Genomic DNA, 16,061 nt, shown 5'->3' on the forward strand with positions numbered 1-16,061 from the left:
TCACACCCTCATCGGCATGAGCACGATGAGCGCGTCGGCGCTCTCGTGGCTCTTGATCAGGCAGGGGGAGCCGGGATCGGCGAGGGCGAGGCGCACCGTGTCCGCTGCGGCGATGCCGAGGACCTCGGCGAGATATTTGCCGTTGAAGCCGATGCCGAGCGGCTCGCCCTCGAAGTCGGCCTCGATCTCCTCGCGTGCCTCGCCGGTGTCGGCGTTGCTGACGGATAGGGTGAGGACGCCCGGGGCGAATTCCATCTTCACGGCCCGGCCGTTCTCGCCTGTGATGGTGGCGACGCGGGCGACGGCGTCCTTCACGGTGGCGGTGTCGAGCACCGCGACGCGGTCGTTGCTCGTCGGAATCACCCGCTGATAGTCGGGGAAGGTGCCATCGATGAGCTTCGACGTGAGCGTGATGCCCCCGACGACGAAGCGCACCTTGGCCCTGGAGACGGCGATGTCGATGTCGCCCTCGGCGTCGGCCACGAGGCGGGCGATCTCGCCCACCGTCTTGCGCGGCACGATGATGGGCGGCATGTCGCCCGCGCCCTCGGGCAGGGGCACGGTGAGGTGCGCCAGACGGTGCCCGTCGGTCGCCACGGCGTTGAGGCGGCCCTCGCCGTCGGCGTGGAGATGGATGCCGTTGAGGTAGTAGCGCGTCTCCTCCGTCGAGATGGCGAAGGTGGTGTGCGCAAGGATGCGCTGTAGCGTCTTGGCCGGCAGCGCGAATTGGTGCGGCAGGTCGTCGGCGGAGACGTCGGGCCAGTCGTCCACCGGCAGGGCCTGCAGGACGAAGCGCGAGCGGCCGGCCTTGACGGTGAGGCGGGAGCCGTCGGCCTCGGCGGAAAGTTCGATCTGGCAGCCGTCCGGCAGCTTGCGGGCGATGTCGTTGAGGGTGGCGGCCGGCACGGTGAGGGCGCCGGGCTCGCCGATGGCCGCGGGCACGCTGGCCTCGGCCGAGATGTCGAGATCCGTCGCCGCCAGGTTGAGCCGGCCGCCTTCGGCGCGCAGCAGCACGTTGGCGATGATGGGGATGGTGGTGCGGCGCTCGACGATGCGATTGAGGGCCGCGAGCGGTTTCAATAGGTCGGCGCGATCGATGACGAGTTTCATGGGGCTCGGGCTCTCGGCTGGCGGTGTCGGGTGGTGGTTGCCCCTCACCCCAACCCTCTCCCCGCGGGCGGGGAGAGGGGGCAGGAGGCGTCGCGCGTCAGGCGCTCATCTCCGGTGCGCCCTCGAAGGTGGGCAGCTCGGTCTTGTCTCCGGCGATGCCGAGATCATTCTGCACGCGCGTGCGCAGCCAGTATTCCCAGCGATAGAGTTGGTAGAACCACGTGATGCCGCCGCCACTGACGCGATAACGCAGGCGGGCGGGGATGCGCACGGGTTCGCCGTCGAGGAAGGCCGGAACCGACACCATGAAGATGCCGGGAATGTCGACCTTCTCACCCTTGCCGTTGAGGTGCTCCTCAACGAACTCCACCGTCCGCTCGCCCGTCTGCAACCGCTCCGCGCGCTTGACCTTGGCGCCGACGAACACTTCGAGGGAGCGCGACAGGTCGATGAGTTCGGCCGGCGTGGCGAAGCGTTCCTTGAACAGGCGCTCGAACTCGGCCACTTCACCGTCGCTCGGTGCCGCGAGCTCGGCCGCGTGCTCCTCGAGGAAGGCGGCAAAGTCGGCCTGCTCCATCGGCTTCTTGTTGAGCTCGATCCACGTCTTGAGCTCGTCCGTCACCGGGAAGGTGTAGACGACGCGGTGCTTGCCCCAGCGCGGGCCGTGGGTGGTCTCGTGATAGTCGAGCACGGCGATGAGCGCCGGATCCGGCCACTGCGCCTTGGCGAAGATGACGGAATGCTCGTCCTTGTGGCGGTTCACGAGGTCGATGAAGGACGACAGCGTATCGACCTTTGCCGTGCCGGTGCGCCGCTTCGGCAACTGGCGGGCGGCCTCGATCTCCGCCATGAGCGCAATGGCGCGCTGATTGTGGCGGTCGAACAGCACCGGCACGGTCGGCGGCAGGCCGGGGCCGAGGCCGGCGGTGGGGATATTCACGACCTCGGGCGCCGACGCCCGGGTGGCGAGATCGGCGATCAGCGCGGCGGCGCCGGCGGCCGGCACGTCGTTGGAGAGAGGGGCAGGCTTGTTCATGTGGCGAGGCTCCGGTGGATCAGCCCTCGGCACGCGCGCCCATACCCACGTCACGCGGGCCGGCGAACATGTCGATCTGGCTGGGATGCTGGACGGAGAGGGCGCCCTCGTAGGTCCAGAACGGGGTGCCGGAGAACGCCTTCTCCTCCGGCAGCTTGGACTTCACGGCGGGCTTCACGTCGAGCCGGCCGGATTCGTAGGTGAAGGTGAGCGTCACCGTGATGGTGGCGGTGCCCTTCTCCTGCGGCAGGGCCTCCAGGGTCTCGATGGACTTGGCAAGGTGCTCGTTGCACTTGTCGAGGAAGTTGCCGCGGGAGAGGAGCGGCAGAAGCTCCTCGATGCGGCGGATCGGGCGGGCGGACATGGGGCCTCCTTCGGTTGCGGTTCACGCCGCGCGGTTGAGGGCTTGGGGGCAGTAGCGGTCGAGACGCATGAGCCATTCGTCGGCGGCCTTGGGCCACGGCCAGATGGTGAGGCGTCCGCGCATGGGGACCGGCTCGGCCGCCTCCACCTCGGCCGCCCATTTGCGGCCGCAGGACACGGTGAGATGGTCGCGCTCGGTGCGCAGCATGCGCAGGTCCATCGCCTTCACGGCTTTCGCCGCGTGCTGCGGCAACGGCCAGGGCAGGCCGGCGGCGCGGTGGATGGCATGGTCGAGGCGGGACTTGAGGCGCGTGATCTGCGCCTTCACCTCCGGCACGCGCACGGCGACCTCGCGGCCGTTGCTGTCGAGCGTGAGGTGCACGCACAGGGCCTCGACCACGGGGGTGATGATGTCGCCCATGAGGTATTCGTGGGCGTCGTGCAGCAGGAAGGCCGCAGCGAGGGCGGGGTCGCGCGTCTCGTGAAAGAGGGCGTCGGCGCCGACGGCGCAGTGCTGGGCGACCGAGAAGATGCCGCCGCCCGTGGCACCGCCGAAGCGGGCCACGCGGGCGAGCTGGGGCGCCACGTCGCCGCGGAAGTCGATCGACGCCGGGTCCGGCCGCAGCAGGTCGACGATTTTGCCGGTGGTGGTGGGGAGCCAGGTCATTGGCGAGCCTCCCGCGCGGCAGAGAGGGCGGCGTCGATCGTCGCCAGCAGCGCGTCCATCTCCTCGACGATGGGCTTGTCTATGTCGTCCATCGTGGCGGCGTCGCCGCCGACCGTGACGCTGGCGAAGACCTCGTCCCGATATGCCTGGATGAAGGCCTGCGCGGTTGCGAGCGCGTCCGTCAGCGGCTCAATGGTGTTTGCCTTCGCGCAGAGCTCATTGAGCGCGCCCGGGTTGTGGATGCGGCGGACCGTGCAAAGGACATGCGGGTCCCCGCCGGCCGGATCGTCCCGGATGACGCAAGGGTGCTCGCTGTTCTCGAACCCCTGCGCATAGAATGCGAAGCCGCTCATGGCCGGTCCTCGTCGATCTGGTCGCCGAAGTACTCGCGGGCCGGGGCGCCGAAGAGGCGCGCCCAGGCGATGCCCGCGAGGCAGAGGCCGAGCCCGATGAGGACGACGGCGGCGATGTTGGAGAGAACGTCCGCCACCTCAGCCTCCATAGCGGAGCGCATCGGCCCAAAGGCCGATGGCGCCGAGAAGGCCGCGAGGCACAGGACCTCGAAGGCGTCGTAGAGGGCGCGGCAGAGGAAGTGCCCGGCCGCGACGGCGCAGGCGGGCCACATCACGCGGCTTCCTGATCGATCAGCCCGGCGAGGGCGCGGGCGTCGTCGGCGTGCTCGAGGATCTCGGCGGCGGTGAAGCCGGCGCGGGCGAGATCGTCCGCCGTGCAGCCGCCGGACTGCAGGCTCGTCTCGTACATGACGCGCGCCATGGCCGCGACGCGGGCATTCATCGCCGCCTTGTGCAGCGCGCGGTCCTGCGCCGGCGCATCATGGATGGGCGTGAGGGAAGCGGTGGGTGCGAGCATGATGCCCTCCATCGGGGTTGATGGAGGGACGATATGGGCTGTGGCCTATACTGTCAAGCTAGCAGCCTACAGAATGTGGGCTGCTGCGATCTGCGACCTACAGCATGCCCAGATCGCGGTAGACGCCGATGACGAGGTGGGTGATCTCGACCTCGTCGCCGTCCTCGGCGTGGTTCACCGTCCAGACGACCTCCTGAAAGCGCGGGTCCTCGCTGTCGGGGCGCAGCTCCGCGCCGCCGGCCGGCAAATAATGCACGCGCTTAACGGTATATTCATAGGTGCTGCCGCGCCGTCGCACCACGACGACGGGCGAGCCTTCCGGCGGCGTATAGCCCAACTCTATAATGGAGACGCCTATAATATACTCGCCGTTCTTGGCGATACGGTTCATGCTCGGCCCGAGGACGCGCCAAGCAACTTGCCTCATTCCGGTGTATTTTGGATTCGGAATGTAAGGAACATAGGTCTCATCTTCGACAGTTAACATTTCAGGCTCTTGCCACATCCCAGCTTGGATGTAGCCTACGACCGGCACGGCTTTGTGCACAACCTGTTTCAATGTCGAGGGCTCGGGTCGTTCGCCGGGCTCGCCCTCGGTGAAGATGTCCATCGAGACGTTAAGGACGGCGGCCACCTTGGCCATGGAATCAAAGGACGGCTGCTTGGGCTTGTGGCCTGGCGTCTGGCGCAGCCACTCGCTCACCGCTGTTTCGTTGAGGCCGGCGGCGAGCGATGCCTTGCGATAGCTCAGCCCACGCTCCGCGAGCGCGCGGCGCAATATGTCGCGCCAGTCAGCGCGCAGGCGATTGTAGGGAGCACTTGGCACATGCGGGACCATGCCCGCCTCGCGCTTCTCAGACATTGCGGCTGTAGCCTATTGACAGTGTAGGCCGTAGCCCACATTCTAGGGCCATGACAGCCCGGGAAGACCTCCTCGCGGAGATCGATTCATTTCTGTCCTCGACCGGCATGAGTGAGTCGTACTTCGGCCAAATCGCTGTAGGGAACAGCAAGCTGCTCCGTCGGCTGCGGGATGGGCGATCCATCCGCATCGAGACGGCGGACCGCGTGCGGGAGTTCATTCGTGAGCGCATGGCGCGGGAAGCTGTGCCGTGCGTTGTGGATCCCTGTCAATCTCATCGACGGTCCTCCCGTGCCCCTGACCTGGGCACTCCTGCCGGGGCGGAGCGCGCCTCCGCCCCGGCCCTTTCGGAGGAGCCGGCATGAGTTTGGGCAACGTCAGCCTCCAACGTGTCGACCAGGCCCTCGGAGAGTGCCTCAGCCATGGCCTCGGCCAGGGCGTAGCGCTGCATTGCGCCGCGCAGGCGCTCGCGCGCCGCTTCGATACGCCTTTGCCTCTCCGTCTCGTGCTGCTGCATCTGCGTGGTCCCCCGTGATCTGACCGCCTGACTGTCCCACCACCGCGCCGTTTTCGGAACGAAAAAGCCGAGGAGCTTTTTTCGTGAGCGATATCCTTTTGCCAGATGGGCTCATCACCCTCATCAAGAGCGCGATCCGCGCACAGGTTGCGGCCTGCGCGGTGCCGGGCACCACGGGGCCCGAGCGTGTCGAGCAGCTCACCGGCTATTCGCGCGGCACCATCAGCCGCTGGCAGGGCGACGCCTACAAGGACCTGCCGCCGCTAGACGTGATCTTCCAGCTCGAATTCGTCACCCAAAAGCCCATCGTCTCGCGGGCGCTCGCCTCGCTCACCAGCCACCGGCTGGTGCCGCTGGCGGACGACGCCGGCGCGGACGACCTGGTGGGCGACCTCGTGAAGACGACGAGCACGGGCGCCCGCGTGTCGAGCGAGCTCGGCTCGGCGCTCGCCGACGGGGTGGTGACGCCGCGCGAGGCGAAGGCCGTGAAGGCGGCCATCGGCGAGCATCTCGACGCCCTCACCAGCGTGCAGCGCAAGCTCACCGGCCTCGCCGGCAAGGGCGAGTGACATGCGCCGGCGCTTCACCGTCCACCACCTGCGCCACCCGCGCCGCGGGCGCATCGCCCGGCGCATGGCGGCTGCCGGCTGGCCGGCGCATGCGATTTGCCGCGCGCTCGGCATGCGGGCGGAGCGGCTGGCTGCGGTGCTGGCGGGGGCGGGCCTGTGGAGCGCGGAAGAGCGCGCCATGTTCCGGAGGGCGGCGTGATGGCGCGGCTTTCCGACGCTTCCCTCGACGATCTGCGCGCCCGCCAGCCGGTGGCCGATGTGGCCGGCCGGTGGGTGAGCCTGCGCCGCTCGGGCGGCAAGTTCATCGGGCCGTGTCCGATCTGCTCCGACGACCGACAGAGCCGGACGGCCGGGCGCTTCGAGGTGGATGGCGAGCGCTGGGTGTGCGCCGTGTGCTGCGACGGCGGCGACGTCATCCGCCTCGTGGAGAAGGTGCAGGGGCTCGACTTCCGCGCCGCCGTCGCGTGGCTCGGCGGGGCCGAGGTGCTGGACCCCGAGGAGGAGCGGCGCCGGCAGGAGGAGCGGGAGCGCAAGCGCGCCCGGCGCGAGCGCGCGGCGGCCATCTTCCGCGAAAAGGAGCGCGAGCGGCTGTTCCGCTTGTGGCAGGGCGCGACGCCGATCCGCGGCACGGCGGCCGAGGAATACCTGCGCCTGCGCGGGCTGGAGCCCCCGCCTGAGGGGCGGCTGCGCGCCGCGCGTGAGATGCCCTATTTCCACGGCGAGGAGCCGGACCCGCGGCGGCCGGGCAAGACGCGCCAGCGCGTGATCTACACGGGGCCGGCCATGCTCGCCGGCATCATCGGGCCCGACTGGCGCTTCGCCGGGCTGCACATCACCTGGGTGGACCCGTCGCGGCCGAAGGGCAAGGCCTTCATCGTCGATCCGGAGACGGGCGAGGTGCTGCCCGTGAAGAAGGTGCGCGGCTCCAAGCGGGGCGGGCACATCCACCTTGCCGGGCCGTTCGGGCCGGACGCACGGCCGACGCGCATCATCCGCGGGGAGGGCATCGAGACGGTGCTCTCGGTGCGCAAGGCGCTCGTGGCGCAGGGGGCGGACCTCGGCGCGACGGTGTTCCAGTCCTCGGTCGACCTCGGCAACCTCGGCGGCCTGCATGCCGGGACGGTGCCGCACCCGACCCTGACACAGGTGGACCGCGCCGGGCGCGCGCGACCCGTTCTCGTTCCCGGCCCGGTGCCGGAACTGAGCCAGCCGGGCATTCCCGTGCACGACAGCGTGACGGACCTGGTGCAGCTCGGCGACGGCGATTCCGAACGCTTCCTCACCGAATGCGCCCTCAAGCGCGGCGCCGCCCGCTATGCGCGCGAGGGCCGGACCATCCGCAACGCCTGGGCGCCGGCCGGGGCGGATTTCAACGATCTTCTCGAAGGGGTGGCGGGATGAGGCAGGGCGCCGCCAGGCACGCGCTCGCTGCGCGCAAGGATGACCTTTATGAGACGCCGCCGGTTGCGACCCGTGCGCTGCTGCGCGTGCAGCCCCTGCCGCAAAGAATATGGGAGCCGTGCGCCGGCCGGGGCGCCATCGCGCGCGAGCTGACCGCGGCCGGCCATGACGTGGTCGCGTTCGACCTCGTGCCGCATGCGGGCGCCGACCCCGGCATCGTGACGCCCATCGATTTCCTGTTGGAGCGAGCGGCGCCCGCCGGATGCGCGTGCATCGTGACGAACCCGCCTTACAAGCTGGCCGATGCCTTCATCCGACACGGGCTGGCTCTCGTGCCGACCGTCATCGTGCTGCTGCGCCTGATGGCGATCGAGGGGGCGGGGCGATCCGACCTCATCGACCGGCACCTCGTGCGCGTGTGGGCCGGCATCGAACGTCTGCCGACGATGCATCGCGAAGGCTGGAGCGGGAACCGCCTAACGAACTCCGGCGCCCCCTTTGCCTGGTTCGTCTTCTCCGCCGACCCGCGCCCTGCGGGGACACCCATCGAACTCATGCGCATGTCGTGGAGAGAGCCATGACGGATCCCGAAACCCGCGCCGCCATCGTCGCCGCCTATGGACGGGAATCGGCCCGCACGGTCGGCGAGCGCTATGGCCTCAGCCGCAACGCTGTGATTGGCCTGTGGAACCGCCATGTGCCGGCCGAGCTGCGCGGCACCGCCCCGCGCAACAATGCCGGGCCTCGGCGGGCGCCTCGCGCCGTGCGAGCGGCCGTCGCTCGGCCGGAGCCTCGGCCCGTGCCGGAGCCGGTGGCAGCCGAGCCCATCGCGGACAGGCGCGGCAGCGCGCCGGTGGCCTTGCCGCCAAAGCCCGTGCCCAGTTCCTTGCCGGTGCCGGTCGACGAGCCGGCGCCGGAAGGCGGCGTCGGCATCGGCGACCTCGATCTTCGGCATTGCCGCTATCCGGTCGGCACCGGTCCCGACGGCCGGCAGCGCTTCTGCGGCGCCTCGCGCCTGCGCCGGCCGGGCGTCTTCTCCGACGGCTGCTCGCCCTATTGCGCCGAGCACACGCGCCTCAGCTATGCGCCGGCGCCGGTGAGGGAGAAGCGGAAGGACGGCCCCCGGCCGCAGCATGTTGCATGGGGGTGGGTGTGATGCGCGAGATCATCGTCGATTCCTTCGCCGGCGGCGGAGGCGCTTCCACCGGTATCGAGATGGCGCTCGGCCGCTCGCCAGACATCGCCATCAACCACGACGACATGGCCCTCGCCATGCATGCGGCCAATCACCCCGACACCTTGCACCTGCCGCACAACGTCTGGAAGGTGGACCCGCTCGACGTGTGCGGCCGCCGTCCGGTCGGGCTGCTCTGGGCGTCGCCGGACTGCAAGCATTTCTCCAAGGCCAAGGGCGGCAAGCCCGTGAAGCGCAACATCCGCGATCTCGCATGGGTCGTGGTGCGCTGGGCCCGGCAGGTGCGACCGCGCGTCATCATCCTCGAGAACGTCGAGGAGTTTCAGGATTGGGGACCGGTCGGCGCGGACCATCGGCCGTGTCCGGAGCGGCGCGGCGAGACGTTCAGGCGCTGGATCGGTGACCTCAAGCGGCTCGGCTACCGTGTCGCCTGGCGCGAGCTGCGGGCCTGCGACTACGGCGCGCCAACGATCCGCAAGCGGCTCTTCCTCATCGCCCGGCGTGACGGCCGGCCCATCGTGTGGCCCGAACCGACGCACGGCGACCCGAATTCGGAGGCGGTCCAATGCGGCAAGCTCAAGCCCTGGCGGACGGCCGCCGAGGTCCTCGACTGGTCGCTGCCGTGCCCTTCCATCTTTCTGACCCGCGAAGATGGCCGCGCCGAAGGCGTGAACCGCCCGCTCGCGCCGGCCACGATGGCGCGCATCGCCAAAGGCGTGCAGCGGTACGTGATCGATGCCGCGGAGCCGTTCATCGTCAGCCTGACACACCACGGCGGCAAACGGGTTGAACCCGTCGGCGAGCCTGTAAAGACGGTCACAGCCGCACATCGCGGTGAGAAGGCGATTATCACTCCCATCCTGGTCGGTTGCGGCGGTCGCGCCGGTCAGAGCCGCCCGCGCAGTGCCAACGAGCCAACGCATACGGGCACGGCAAAGGCAGATACCTGCCTCGCGGTCCCGTATCTCGTGCCTCGCTACGGCGAGCGGCCGGGGCAGGAACCGCGCACGCGCTCGATCGAGGAACCGATGCCGGTCGTCGTGCCAACGGCGAACGGCGGCAGCCTCGCCGCCGTTCATCTGGCGCGCCAGTTCGGCACGGCCATCGGATCGTCAGTGGATTCGCCCACCCGCACGGTCATGACCGATGGAGGCGGCGGAAAATCGCATCTCGTCGCCACCTATCTCGCGCAGCACAACACCGACATGGTCGGCCACGATGCGCGCAAGCCGGTCTCGACCATCGTCGGCAAGGGCTGCACGCAGGCCGTCGTCGGGGCTTCTCTCATCCCGTATTACGGCTCTGAGACCGACGGCGTCGGGACGGGCGAGCCCATGCGCACCGTCACCACCCGGGACCGGTTCGGCCTTGCCGCGGTCGACGGCGCAGTGCCGCCCCTGACGGATGCCATGCGGGCCCGGGCCCTGCAGGTCGCGGACTTCCTGCGCGCTCACGGGGTAGCCGTCGAAGGTGAATATGCCACGGTCGGCGAGTTCGTCATCGTCGATATCGGCATGCGCATGCTGACCCCGCGCGAGCTGTTCCGCGCGCAGGGTTTTCCTGAATCCTACGAGATCGAGACGGGCCTGCGCGTCACCGGCGCCTTCGACGATGGCCATGTCGAGGTGCCGCTGACGAAGACGGCACAGGTGCGTATGTGCGGCAACAGCGTGTGTCCGCCCATTGCCGCCGCCCTGGTCGGCGCCAACTTCGTGCCCGACGAGACACTCGAGATGCGCCATCGCGCCCGGCCGGCCGACGAGGCGCTCGCCCTGTTCGGCTGATGGAGGACGCAATGAACGAATTTGCCTTGACGTCTCCTGCCGCCCCGAAGAAGCCCCGCGTCCGTCGCGGCGGCTGGTCCTGGGGACCGGTCGAGGGTGCAAAGCTGCGGACACTCTCGTTCGGAGGCGGGATCCAGTCGACGACGCTTGTCGAGATGATGATCGCCGGGGTGCTGCCGTGGGTCGATGCCATCATCTACGCGGAAAACAATGATGGTCAGCGGACGCGCGAGCATGTCGCGCGCATGGAGGAACGCGTCCGGCAGGCGAGCAACTATGTCCAGTTTCTGCGTGTCGGAGAGGAGATGGCGCTCACCGAGACAATTCGGGCGAGATCGACTGGTGACCGTGGCTTCGGAAGCGGGAAGCGGTTCGTCGCCGCGCCGTTCTTTACCTCCAACGGGGGCCAAGGGCGGCGGCAGTGCACGCGCGAATTCAAGACTGAGCCGCTGGAGCGCCGACAGCGTGACCTCCTCGGGTACAAGCCCCGGCAGCGCATTCCAGCTCGCTCGTGCGAGGTCTGGATCGGCATCAGCACGGACGAGGTTGTGCGCGCCGGCGCCGCGTTCGCAGGCTGGGTTGTAAACCGATATCCGCTGCTCGAGATGCGAATGTCGCGCCAGGACTGCGTCCGGTGGCTTTCTGAGCGCGGTCTCCGCGTGCCACCGAAGAGCGCTTGCATCTTTTGCCCGTACCGAAGCGACTCGGAATGGCGCTGGCTACGTGACAACGACCCGGAGGGCTGGGCTGAGGCGGTCGAAATCGACCGCCTGATCCGAAGCACGCCGGGAATGCGCGAGCTGGAGTTCCTGCACAGCTCACGTCAGCCGCTCGCCGAGGTGGACCTTTCCACCGCCGCAGAGCGCGGTCATGGCATGCTCATGGTCTGCGAAGCGGGGTGCGGTCTATGAGCGCACCCTCACTCCACCAGCACGTCGAGCGGGACGCCGAGGGCCTTGGCGAGGGCGCGCAGCGTCTCGGGCGTGCCGGACTTCCGGCCGCCCTCGAGCTCGGCGATGTAGCCCTGGGACACACCCACGGCCTCAGCGAGCGCGGCCTGGGTGAGGCCGCGGTGCTTGCGCAGGACGCGCACCGCGTTCTCGCCGGCCTCGATTGCGTCCCAGACCGCGCCCGGCAGGGCGACATCATCGCCACGAGCGATAGCGTCGCGCGTCTCGGCGACGATACGGGCGGTCATCGCGTCCTCGGCGGCCTCCTCGCCAGCGCGGGCGCACAGCGCCTCGTAATCACGGCGGGAGAGGACCACGAGGTCCTCGCCGTCGGTGTGGATGATCTGCGGCTTGCCCATGGGGGCCTCCTTTCAGCGGTAGATCTCGCGCCGGTGTCCGATGGCGTGGACCTCAACGGCGGCTACGGTTTCGATGATGATCACCCGGTAATCGCCAACCCGCAAGCGGGCGCCCGGCTGGCCCGACAGGGCCTTGATGTCGCCGGCGCCGGTCTCGGCATAGCGGGCGAGCTTGGCCTCGACCTGCTGGCGGACATCGCCCGGAAGCTTCCGGAGGGAGCGGCGGGCGGCGAGGGTGTAGGTGACCGTCTTCATGGCTCCTTTATAGCCGATAGCAATATCGCTGTAAATAGCTATAAGCAATATTTTGGCGGGTTGGTGGCGGCATGACGGACGATCCCCTGCGCACGATTGCCGAGATCGTCGAGAATGCCGAGCCCGTGGACGTGGCGCCGGCCGGCGACGGTGGTGGCCCTCTCACACCCGATGGCGGCGATGGCGGCCATGGGCCCGGGGAGCCGCCGGCGGACGGGGGCGAGCCTGTCGATTGGGACATGGTGCGCCGCTGCGCCGCCGAGCCGGAAACCGACATCGGCAATGCCCGCCGCTTCCTCCACCGCTGCCGGAATGACGTCATCTCCGTCATGCGCATCGGCTTCCACGTCTTCGACGGCCGTCGCTGGGCGGAGGACGTCGAGGGCTCCAGCATTCGCCCGCTGGCGCACAAGACGGTGGAGCAGATCCGCCTCGAGGCGTCGCTCGTGGAGCCGACGCAGGAGGAGCAGGCGGCCGTGGCGGCGGCGGAGGAGGCCTTTCCCCGCTTTCGGGAGCTGAAGAAGCTCGGGCGCAAGCGCTCGCCGGAAGACGAGCTGGAGCTGTTGCGCCTCGGCGAGGTGGTCGGCATCGGCGCGGAGGCGGCCAAGGCCATTTCCGAGCGGAGGGCCAAGCGCGTGCGCTACGGCAAGACCTCGGCGTCCTCGGGCAAGATCGACAACATGTTGCGGGAGGCGGCCGTCTATGTGGCGAAATCGGTCTCCGACCTCGATGCCGACCCGCTCGCCATCAACTGCGACAACGGCACCGTGCGGCTCGTCAAAGAGGGCGAGGGCAAGAAGGCCATCTGGACCGTGCAGCTCGACCCGCACCGGCGCGAGGACCTCATCTCGAAGCTTATCCCGGTGGCCTATGACGAGGCGGCGGAGTGCCCGAACTTTCTGCGCTTTATCGAGACCGTGCTGCCGGACGACGAGGTGCGCGCGTTCATGCAGCGCTATCTCGGCTATGCGCTGACCGCGCTCACCGGTGAGCAGGTCTTCGTCTTTCTCTACGGGCAGGGGCGCAACGGCAAGTCGACCCTCGTCGACCTGATCTGCCGGCTTCTCGCCGACTATGCCGCAACGGTGCCCTTCGAGACCTTGGCCGGCGAGGACCGGCGCAAGGGATCGGAGGCAACGCCCGAGCTGGCCCGCCTGCCGGGCACGCGCCTGGTGCGCGCCAGCGAGCCCGAGCAGTCCATGCAGTTCCGAGAGGCCATGGTCAAATCGCTCACCTCGGGCGAGCCCATCCTCGTGCGGCACCTGCACCGGGACTTCGTCGAGGTCTATCCCACCTTCAAGCTCATCGTCTCCGGCAACCACAAGCCGACCATCAAGGGCACGGACGACGGCATCTGGCGGCGCGTGCTGCTGGTGCCCTTCCTCGTGCAGATCCCGAAGGAGGAGATCGACCGCGCCTTGCCGGACAAGCTGTGGGAGGAGCGCGCCGGCATCCTCAACTGGCTCGTGGCGGGGGCGCTGTCCTACCTGCAGGAGGGGCTGCGCATTCCCGAGGCCGTGCGGGCGGCGACAGACGAATATCGCGAGGAATCGGACCCGGTGAGCGCCTGGGTGCGGGAAGCCTGCATCGTCACCGGCGACGACACCGACATGGTGACGCCGGGCGAGGCGCACGCCTCCTTCAAGGTGTTCTGCGAGCGGGCGGGCTTCAACGCGTGGGGCCCCACGACCTTCAACCGCAACCTGCCGCTGAAGGCGGCGGCCTTCGGCTTCCGCAAGGCGAAGTCGATGGGCATGAGCCTCTATCGCGGCTTGCGCATCAAGGACGACTTCCGGCCGCCCTCGCACACCCATGGTGGCGACGGCGACGGCTGAGCCGCGACTGCGACGGGGCCCGTTTCTTAAAAATTGATCTTTTTTTCTTTGGAGGGCGGGCGAGCGAGGGAGGCTAGGGAGGCTGGCGGGTGCGCGGTTCGCCTGCCTCCCTGAGGAAGTGCGAAGGATTTCAGCAAGTTGGGACGGTAGGGAGGCTAGGGAGGCAATCCGGGCGTGTACGTGTGAAATTAAGGCGCTTCATCAGGTTTGAAGCGTTCTTCTTCTCTCACATATCACGACACTTCTGCCTCCCTATCCTCCCTATGAGCGAAGCGAAGGAAAAAAGAGGAAAGGGCGCAAAGGGTTAGAGGATTGGTTGGCCGGTTTTTTGCCTCCCTGCGATCCTCCCTTGCGTCCCTTGCCTCCCTGACGGCGAAGGAGCGGCGGCGATGACGGCTAAGAGGGTGATGGATATCGAGGCGGTGCTGCGGTGGACCTACCGGGATGAGCTGCCGAAGGCGGCGCCGGTGCGGGCCGGCCTCTCGCGCGGCATGAGCGCCGGGTGGGACAGCGTCGAGACCTTCGTCGAGTTGCTGACGGTCATCGACGACAACGGCTTCGGCGTCGTGCCGGACCTCCTCTCCACCGGCGGGCCGCACGACGACGCCCTCATCGTCTTCGAGCGGGTGCGGGCGCTCGACGAACTCGTCATCGACCTGCCCGAGGACTGGAACCCGATGGCGGACCTCGGCGACCTCGGCGACCTCGGGCGGGAGGCGGTCGCCCGCGCCATTGCCAGCGTCACCGTCATCGACGCCCAGGACCGCCGCCGCCTGCGCCGCACGCCGCGCCGCCTCGTCGAGAAGCACGCCATTCTCGGCGGGTGCCCGGACTGGGAGATGGAGGCGCCGGCCGTCGAGGTGGTGCGCCGTGGCAAGACCGGCCAGCCGGCGTGGTTCATGCGGGACGTGATCTGGGAAGAGACCGTCAGCGGCGAGCGCGTGCAGCGCATCGTCGAGGTGGACGGCTACAGCTATACGCGCCGCCGGCCGCGTCCCGGCGCCTATCAGAAGACGCGCCTCGTGCCGGACCCGGTCGCGGGCCTCGTCGAGCGGGCGGAATACGAGGTGTGGCGGGCGGCGCTCGACCTGCTGAGCGAGGAGCTTTCGGGCCGGCTCGAATCAGTCGACGTGCGGCCTTCGCCGCGCCCGCTGCGCCCGTGGGAGGCGGGAGAGGCCGGGCCGCGCATCCTCCAAAGCATGCTGAAACCGTTGCAGGGCAAGGAGGTGCGGCCGCGGCGGGCGCGGCGATAGGAAAAAGGGGCTTGCGCGCGACCTTTATTTCGCCGATGGTCACCACACACGAAAAGGTTTGAAATCGAAGAAGCCCCGCCGGGTCGCCCGCGCGGGGTTTTTGCGTTGGAGGCGGGCATGTGCGGAGGTTGTGCCGAACGTCGTGCCGCCCTTGGCCGCTCCGCCGCCGCGCTCGTGCGTGGCGATGGCGCCCGCGCCCTCGACGAGGTGCGCAGCGTCGTGCGGTCCGCCGCGCAGGACGCATCGTCGGCCTTCGCGCAACGGGTGGCGGCGGCACGAGCGAGGCTGCGGCGATGAGCGTCACGGTCCGCGTGACCGACACCTTTGACAAGCTCGAACGCGCCTTCCGCGATCTCGTGCCTGTCGAGCGCCGGAACGCCGCCTATGCCAGGGCCATCAACAAGGCCGTGGCGCAGGCCCGCACACAGTGGGTGCGCTTCATCGTCAAGAGCACGCAACTGCCCTACGGCTACGTGCGCAGCGCTACCGTGGTGTTCAACGCCTCGGCGGCACGGCCGACCGCGATGCTGACGGTGTCCGGGCGCTACCTCACCCTGTTCCGCTACGCGCTGGCGGCAGGCGGCAAGCCGTTCCTGTTGCCGAGCGGCGTTGTGGCAGGGCGCTGGGGCATGCACCGCGGCGCGTTCATCGCCAAGATGCCGAACGGTCACATCGGCATCTTCGCGCGGACCTCGAAGAAGCGGCTGCCGCTGAAGCAGCTCTACGGCCCGTCCGTGCCGCGCCCGCTGCTCGACGAGCGCAAGGTCGGGTTCAACAAGGACGCGGCCAAGGTCATCACGGACAAGGTCGGCGAGGTCATCCTGCCGCTGGCCCTGCACGAGATCGGCCGCGAGATCGACCGCGTGAAGGCCCGCCACGGGGTCTGACGCGATGTTTCACGACGGATGTTTCACGGGTCCTTCCCCCCGGGGAGGGCGCCACGGGGGCGCGGCCCGCGAGATTTTGCCAGTAAGGCAGGTCAAAAATCAGGGTTGACGATGTTGACAACGCCGACAACTCCGGTTGACGCGCCTC

The 16,061-nt window shown here is 68.9% G+C and carries 21 protein-coding genes; 11 read left to right on the forward strand and 10 right to left on the reverse strand.

Features of this window, described 5'->3' with window-relative positions; all coding sequences use genetic code 11:
* The 8 genes from dnaN to P2T65_RS01090 all read right to left on the reverse strand — a co-directional run bounded on the left by dnaN (window position 1) and on the right by P2T65_RS01090 (window position 4,908).
* Window positions 1–1,110 carry a DNA polymerase III subunit beta gene (gene dnaN / locus P2T65_RS01055; RefSeq protein ID WP_276199020.1) on the reverse strand — a complete coding sequence of 370 codons (1,110 nt, stop codon included), beginning with the start codon at window positions 1,108–1,110 and terminating at the stop codon, window positions 1–3.
* A 97-nt stretch (window positions 1,111–1,207) separates the two neighbouring features.
* A complete protein-coding gene (locus tag P2T65_RS01060) occupies window positions 1,208–2,146 on the reverse strand; it encodes a DUF2303 family protein (RefSeq protein ID WP_276199021.1) in 939 nt (312 codons plus the stop codon).
* A 19-nt stretch (window positions 2,147–2,165) separates the two neighbouring features.
* Window positions 2,166–2,510 (reverse strand): hypothetical protein, encoded by a 345-nt coding sequence (locus tag P2T65_RS01065; protein ID WP_055460609.1) that lies wholly within the window; start codon window positions 2,508–2,510, stop codon window positions 2,166–2,168.
* A gap of 21 nt (window positions 2,511–2,531) precedes the next feature.
* On the reverse strand, window positions 2,532–3,176 hold the full coding sequence (locus P2T65_RS01070; RefSeq protein ID WP_276199022.1) for a hypothetical protein: 645 nt from the start codon (window positions 3,174–3,176) through the stop codon (window positions 2,532–2,534).
* Window positions 3,173–3,529, reverse strand: a complete 357-nt coding sequence (locus tag P2T65_RS01075) for a hypothetical protein (RefSeq protein ID WP_276199023.1) — start codon at window positions 3,527–3,529, stop codon at window positions 3,173–3,175. The genes P2T65_RS01070 and P2T65_RS01075 overlap by 4 nt, the downstream gene beginning before the upstream one ends.
* Window positions 3,526–3,804, reverse strand: a complete 279-nt coding sequence (locus P2T65_RS01080; protein ID WP_276199024.1) for a hypothetical protein — start codon at window positions 3,802–3,804, stop codon at window positions 3,526–3,528. Before P2T65_RS01080 ends, P2T65_RS01075 begins: the two co-directional genes overlap by 4 nt.
* Entirely contained in the window at window positions 3,801–4,046 is a 246-nt protein-coding gene (locus P2T65_RS01085) for a hypothetical protein (protein ID WP_141659709.1), read from the reverse strand. Before P2T65_RS01085 ends, P2T65_RS01080 begins: the two co-directional genes overlap by 4 nt.
* A 97-nt stretch (window positions 4,047–4,143) precedes the next feature.
* On the reverse strand, window positions 4,144–4,908 hold the full coding sequence (locus P2T65_RS01090) for a S24 family peptidase (protein WP_276199025.1): 765 nt from the start codon (window positions 4,906–4,908) through the stop codon (window positions 4,144–4,146).
* Window positions 4,909–5,269: 361 nt separating this feature from the next.
* Here P2T65_RS01090 and P2T65_RS01095 point away from each other — a divergent pair, with 361 nt between their 5' ends.
* The 8 genes from P2T65_RS01095 (at window position 5,270) to P2T65_RS01130 (ending at window position 11,285) form a co-directional block, all read left to right on the forward strand.
* Window positions 5,270–5,443 carry a hypothetical protein gene (locus P2T65_RS01095; protein WP_276199026.1) on the forward strand — a complete coding sequence of 58 codons (174 nt, stop codon included), beginning with the start codon at window positions 5,270–5,272 and terminating at the stop codon, window positions 5,441–5,443.
* 65 nt (window positions 5,444–5,508) lie between these two features.
* A complete protein-coding gene (locus P2T65_RS01100; RefSeq protein ID WP_276199027.1) occupies window positions 5,509–5,994 on the forward strand; it encodes a phage regulatory CII family protein in 486 nt (161 codons plus the stop codon).
* Window position 5,995: 1 nt separating this feature from the next.
* Window positions 5,996–6,193, forward strand: a complete 198-nt coding sequence (locus P2T65_RS01105; RefSeq protein ID WP_055460616.1) for a hypothetical protein — start codon at window positions 5,996–5,998, stop codon at window positions 6,191–6,193.
* Window positions 6,193–7,395: a CHC2 zinc finger domain-containing protein gene (locus P2T65_RS01110; RefSeq protein ID WP_276199028.1), complete on the forward strand. Its 1,203-nt coding sequence runs from the start codon at window positions 6,193–6,195 to the stop codon at window positions 7,393–7,395. The genes P2T65_RS01105 and P2T65_RS01110 overlap by 1 nt, the downstream gene beginning before the upstream one ends.
* 86 nt (window positions 7,396–7,481) lie before the next feature.
* Entirely contained in the window at window positions 7,482–7,976 is a 495-nt protein-coding gene (locus tag P2T65_RS01115) for a class I SAM-dependent methyltransferase (RefSeq protein ID WP_276199029.1), read from the forward strand.
* On the forward strand, window positions 7,973–8,551 hold the full coding sequence (locus P2T65_RS01120) for a GcrA family cell cycle regulator (protein WP_276199030.1): 579 nt from the start codon (window positions 7,973–7,975) through the stop codon (window positions 8,549–8,551). The genes P2T65_RS01115 and P2T65_RS01120 overlap by 4 nt, the downstream gene beginning before the upstream one ends.
* Window positions 8,551–10,374: a DNA cytosine methyltransferase gene (locus P2T65_RS01125; RefSeq protein ID WP_276199031.1), complete on the forward strand. Its 1,824-nt coding sequence runs from the start codon at window positions 8,551–8,553 to the stop codon at window positions 10,372–10,374. The genes P2T65_RS01120 and P2T65_RS01125 overlap by 1 nt, the downstream gene beginning before the upstream one ends.
* Before the next feature lie 11 nt (window positions 10,375–10,385).
* Window positions 10,386–11,285 carry a hypothetical protein gene (locus tag P2T65_RS01130; RefSeq protein WP_276199032.1) on the forward strand — a complete coding sequence of 300 codons (900 nt, stop codon included), beginning with the start codon at window positions 10,386–10,388 and terminating at the stop codon, window positions 11,283–11,285.
* Window positions 11,286–11,293: 8 nt separating this feature from the next.
* Here P2T65_RS01130 and P2T65_RS01135 read toward each other — a convergent pair whose 3' ends face one another.
* Both P2T65_RS01135 and P2T65_RS01140 read right to left on the reverse strand, forming a co-directional pair.
* Entirely contained in the window at window positions 11,294–11,683 is a 390-nt protein-coding gene (locus P2T65_RS01135) for a helix-turn-helix domain-containing protein (protein ID WP_276199033.1), read from the reverse strand.
* Window positions 11,684–11,695: 12 nt separating this feature from the next.
* Window positions 11,696–11,938 (reverse strand): type II toxin-antitoxin system RelE/ParE family toxin, encoded by a 243-nt coding sequence (locus P2T65_RS01140; protein ID WP_276199034.1) that lies wholly within the window; start codon window positions 11,936–11,938, stop codon window positions 11,696–11,698.
* A gap of 71 nt (window positions 11,939–12,009) precedes the next feature.
* On the opposite strand from P2T65_RS01140, the gene P2T65_RS01145 reads away from it, so the two are divergent.
* From P2T65_RS01145 to P2T65_RS01155, 3 genes are all read left to right on the forward strand, one after another.
* On the forward strand, window positions 12,010–13,773 hold the full coding sequence (locus P2T65_RS01145; protein ID WP_276199035.1) for a phage/plasmid primase, P4 family: 1,764 nt from the start codon (window positions 12,010–12,012) through the stop codon (window positions 13,771–13,773).
* Between the two features lie 389 nt (window positions 13,774–14,162).
* On the forward strand, window positions 14,163–15,026 hold the full coding sequence (locus tag P2T65_RS01150) for a hypothetical protein (protein ID WP_276199036.1): 864 nt from the start codon (window positions 14,163–14,165) through the stop codon (window positions 15,024–15,026).
* A 293-nt stretch (window positions 15,027–15,319) separates the two neighbouring features.
* Entirely contained in the window at window positions 15,320–15,913 is a 594-nt protein-coding gene (locus P2T65_RS01155; protein ID WP_276199037.1) for a phage tail protein, read from the forward strand.
* The last annotated feature ends 148 nt before the right edge of the window (window positions 15,914–16,061 follow it).

This window comes from Chelatococcus sp. XZ-Ab1 (assembly GCF_029309855.1).
In the GTDB taxonomy this organism is placed as follows: domain Bacteria; phylum Pseudomonadota; class Alphaproteobacteria; order Rhizobiales; family Beijerinckiaceae; genus Chelatococcus_A; species Chelatococcus_A sambhunathii.

Excerpts from the sequence above, each read along its gene's own strand:
- P2T65_RS01150 (WP_276199036.1), top strand. The coding sequence starts at position 14,163 with ATGACGGCTAAGAGGGTGATGGATATCGAGGCGGTGCTGCGGTGGACC.
- P2T65_RS01140 (WP_276199034.1), bottom strand. The coding sequence starts at position 11,938 with ATGAAGACGGTCACCTACACCCTCGCCGCCCGCCGCTCCCTCCGGAAG.
- P2T65_RS01105 (WP_055460616.1), top strand. The coding sequence starts at position 5,996 with ATGCGCCGGCGCTTCACCGTCCACCACCTGCGCCACCCGCGCCGCGGG.
- P2T65_RS01155 (WP_276199037.1), top strand. The coding sequence starts at position 15,320 with ATGAGCGTCACGGTCCGCGTGACCGACACCTTTGACAAGCTCGAACGC.
- P2T65_RS01085 (WP_141659709.1), bottom strand. The coding sequence starts at position 4,046 with ATGCTCGCACCCACCGCTTCCCTCACGCCCATCCATGATGCGCCGGCG.
- P2T65_RS01075 (WP_276199023.1), bottom strand. The coding sequence starts at position 3,529 with ATGAGCGGCTTCGCATTCTATGCGCAGGGGTTCGAGAACAGCGAGCAC.
- P2T65_RS01130 (WP_276199032.1), top strand. The coding sequence starts at position 10,386 with ATGAACGAATTTGCCTTGACGTCTCCTGCCGCCCCGAAGAAGCCCCGC.
- P2T65_RS01060 (WP_276199021.1), bottom strand. The coding sequence starts at position 2,146 with ATGAACAAGCCTGCCCCTCTCTCCAACGACGTGCCGGCCGCCGGCGCC.
- P2T65_RS01120 (WP_276199030.1), top strand. The coding sequence starts at position 7,973 with ATGACGGATCCCGAAACCCGCGCCGCCATCGTCGCCGCCTATGGACGG.
- P2T65_RS01110 (WP_276199028.1), top strand. The coding sequence starts at position 6,193 with ATGGCGCGGCTTTCCGACGCTTCCCTCGACGATCTGCGCGCCCGCCAG.
- P2T65_RS01135 (WP_276199033.1), bottom strand. The coding sequence starts at position 11,683 with ATGGGCAAGCCGCAGATCATCCACACCGACGGCGAGGACCTCGTGGTC.
- P2T65_RS01145 (WP_276199035.1), top strand. The coding sequence starts at position 12,010 with ATGACGGACGATCCCCTGCGCACGATTGCCGAGATCGTCGAGAATGCC.
- P2T65_RS01095 (WP_276199026.1), top strand. The coding sequence starts at position 5,270 with ATGAGTTTGGGCAACGTCAGCCTCCAACGTGTCGACCAGGCCCTCGGA.
- P2T65_RS01065 (WP_055460609.1), bottom strand. The coding sequence starts at position 2,510 with ATGTCCGCCCGCCCGATCCGCCGCATCGAGGAGCTTCTGCCGCTCCTC.
- P2T65_RS01125 (WP_276199031.1), top strand. The coding sequence starts at position 8,551 with ATGCGCGAGATCATCGTCGATTCCTTCGCCGGCGGCGGAGGCGCTTCC.
- P2T65_RS01090 (WP_276199025.1), bottom strand. The coding sequence starts at position 4,908 with ATGTCTGAGAAGCGCGAGGCGGGCATGGTCCCGCATGTGCCAAGTGCT.
- P2T65_RS01070 (WP_276199022.1), bottom strand. The coding sequence starts at position 3,176 with ATGACCTGGCTCCCCACCACCACCGGCAAAATCGTCGACCTGCTGCGG.
- dnaN (WP_276199020.1), bottom strand. The coding sequence starts at position 1,110 with ATGAAACTCGTCATCGATCGCGCCGACCTATTGAAACCGCTCGCGGCC.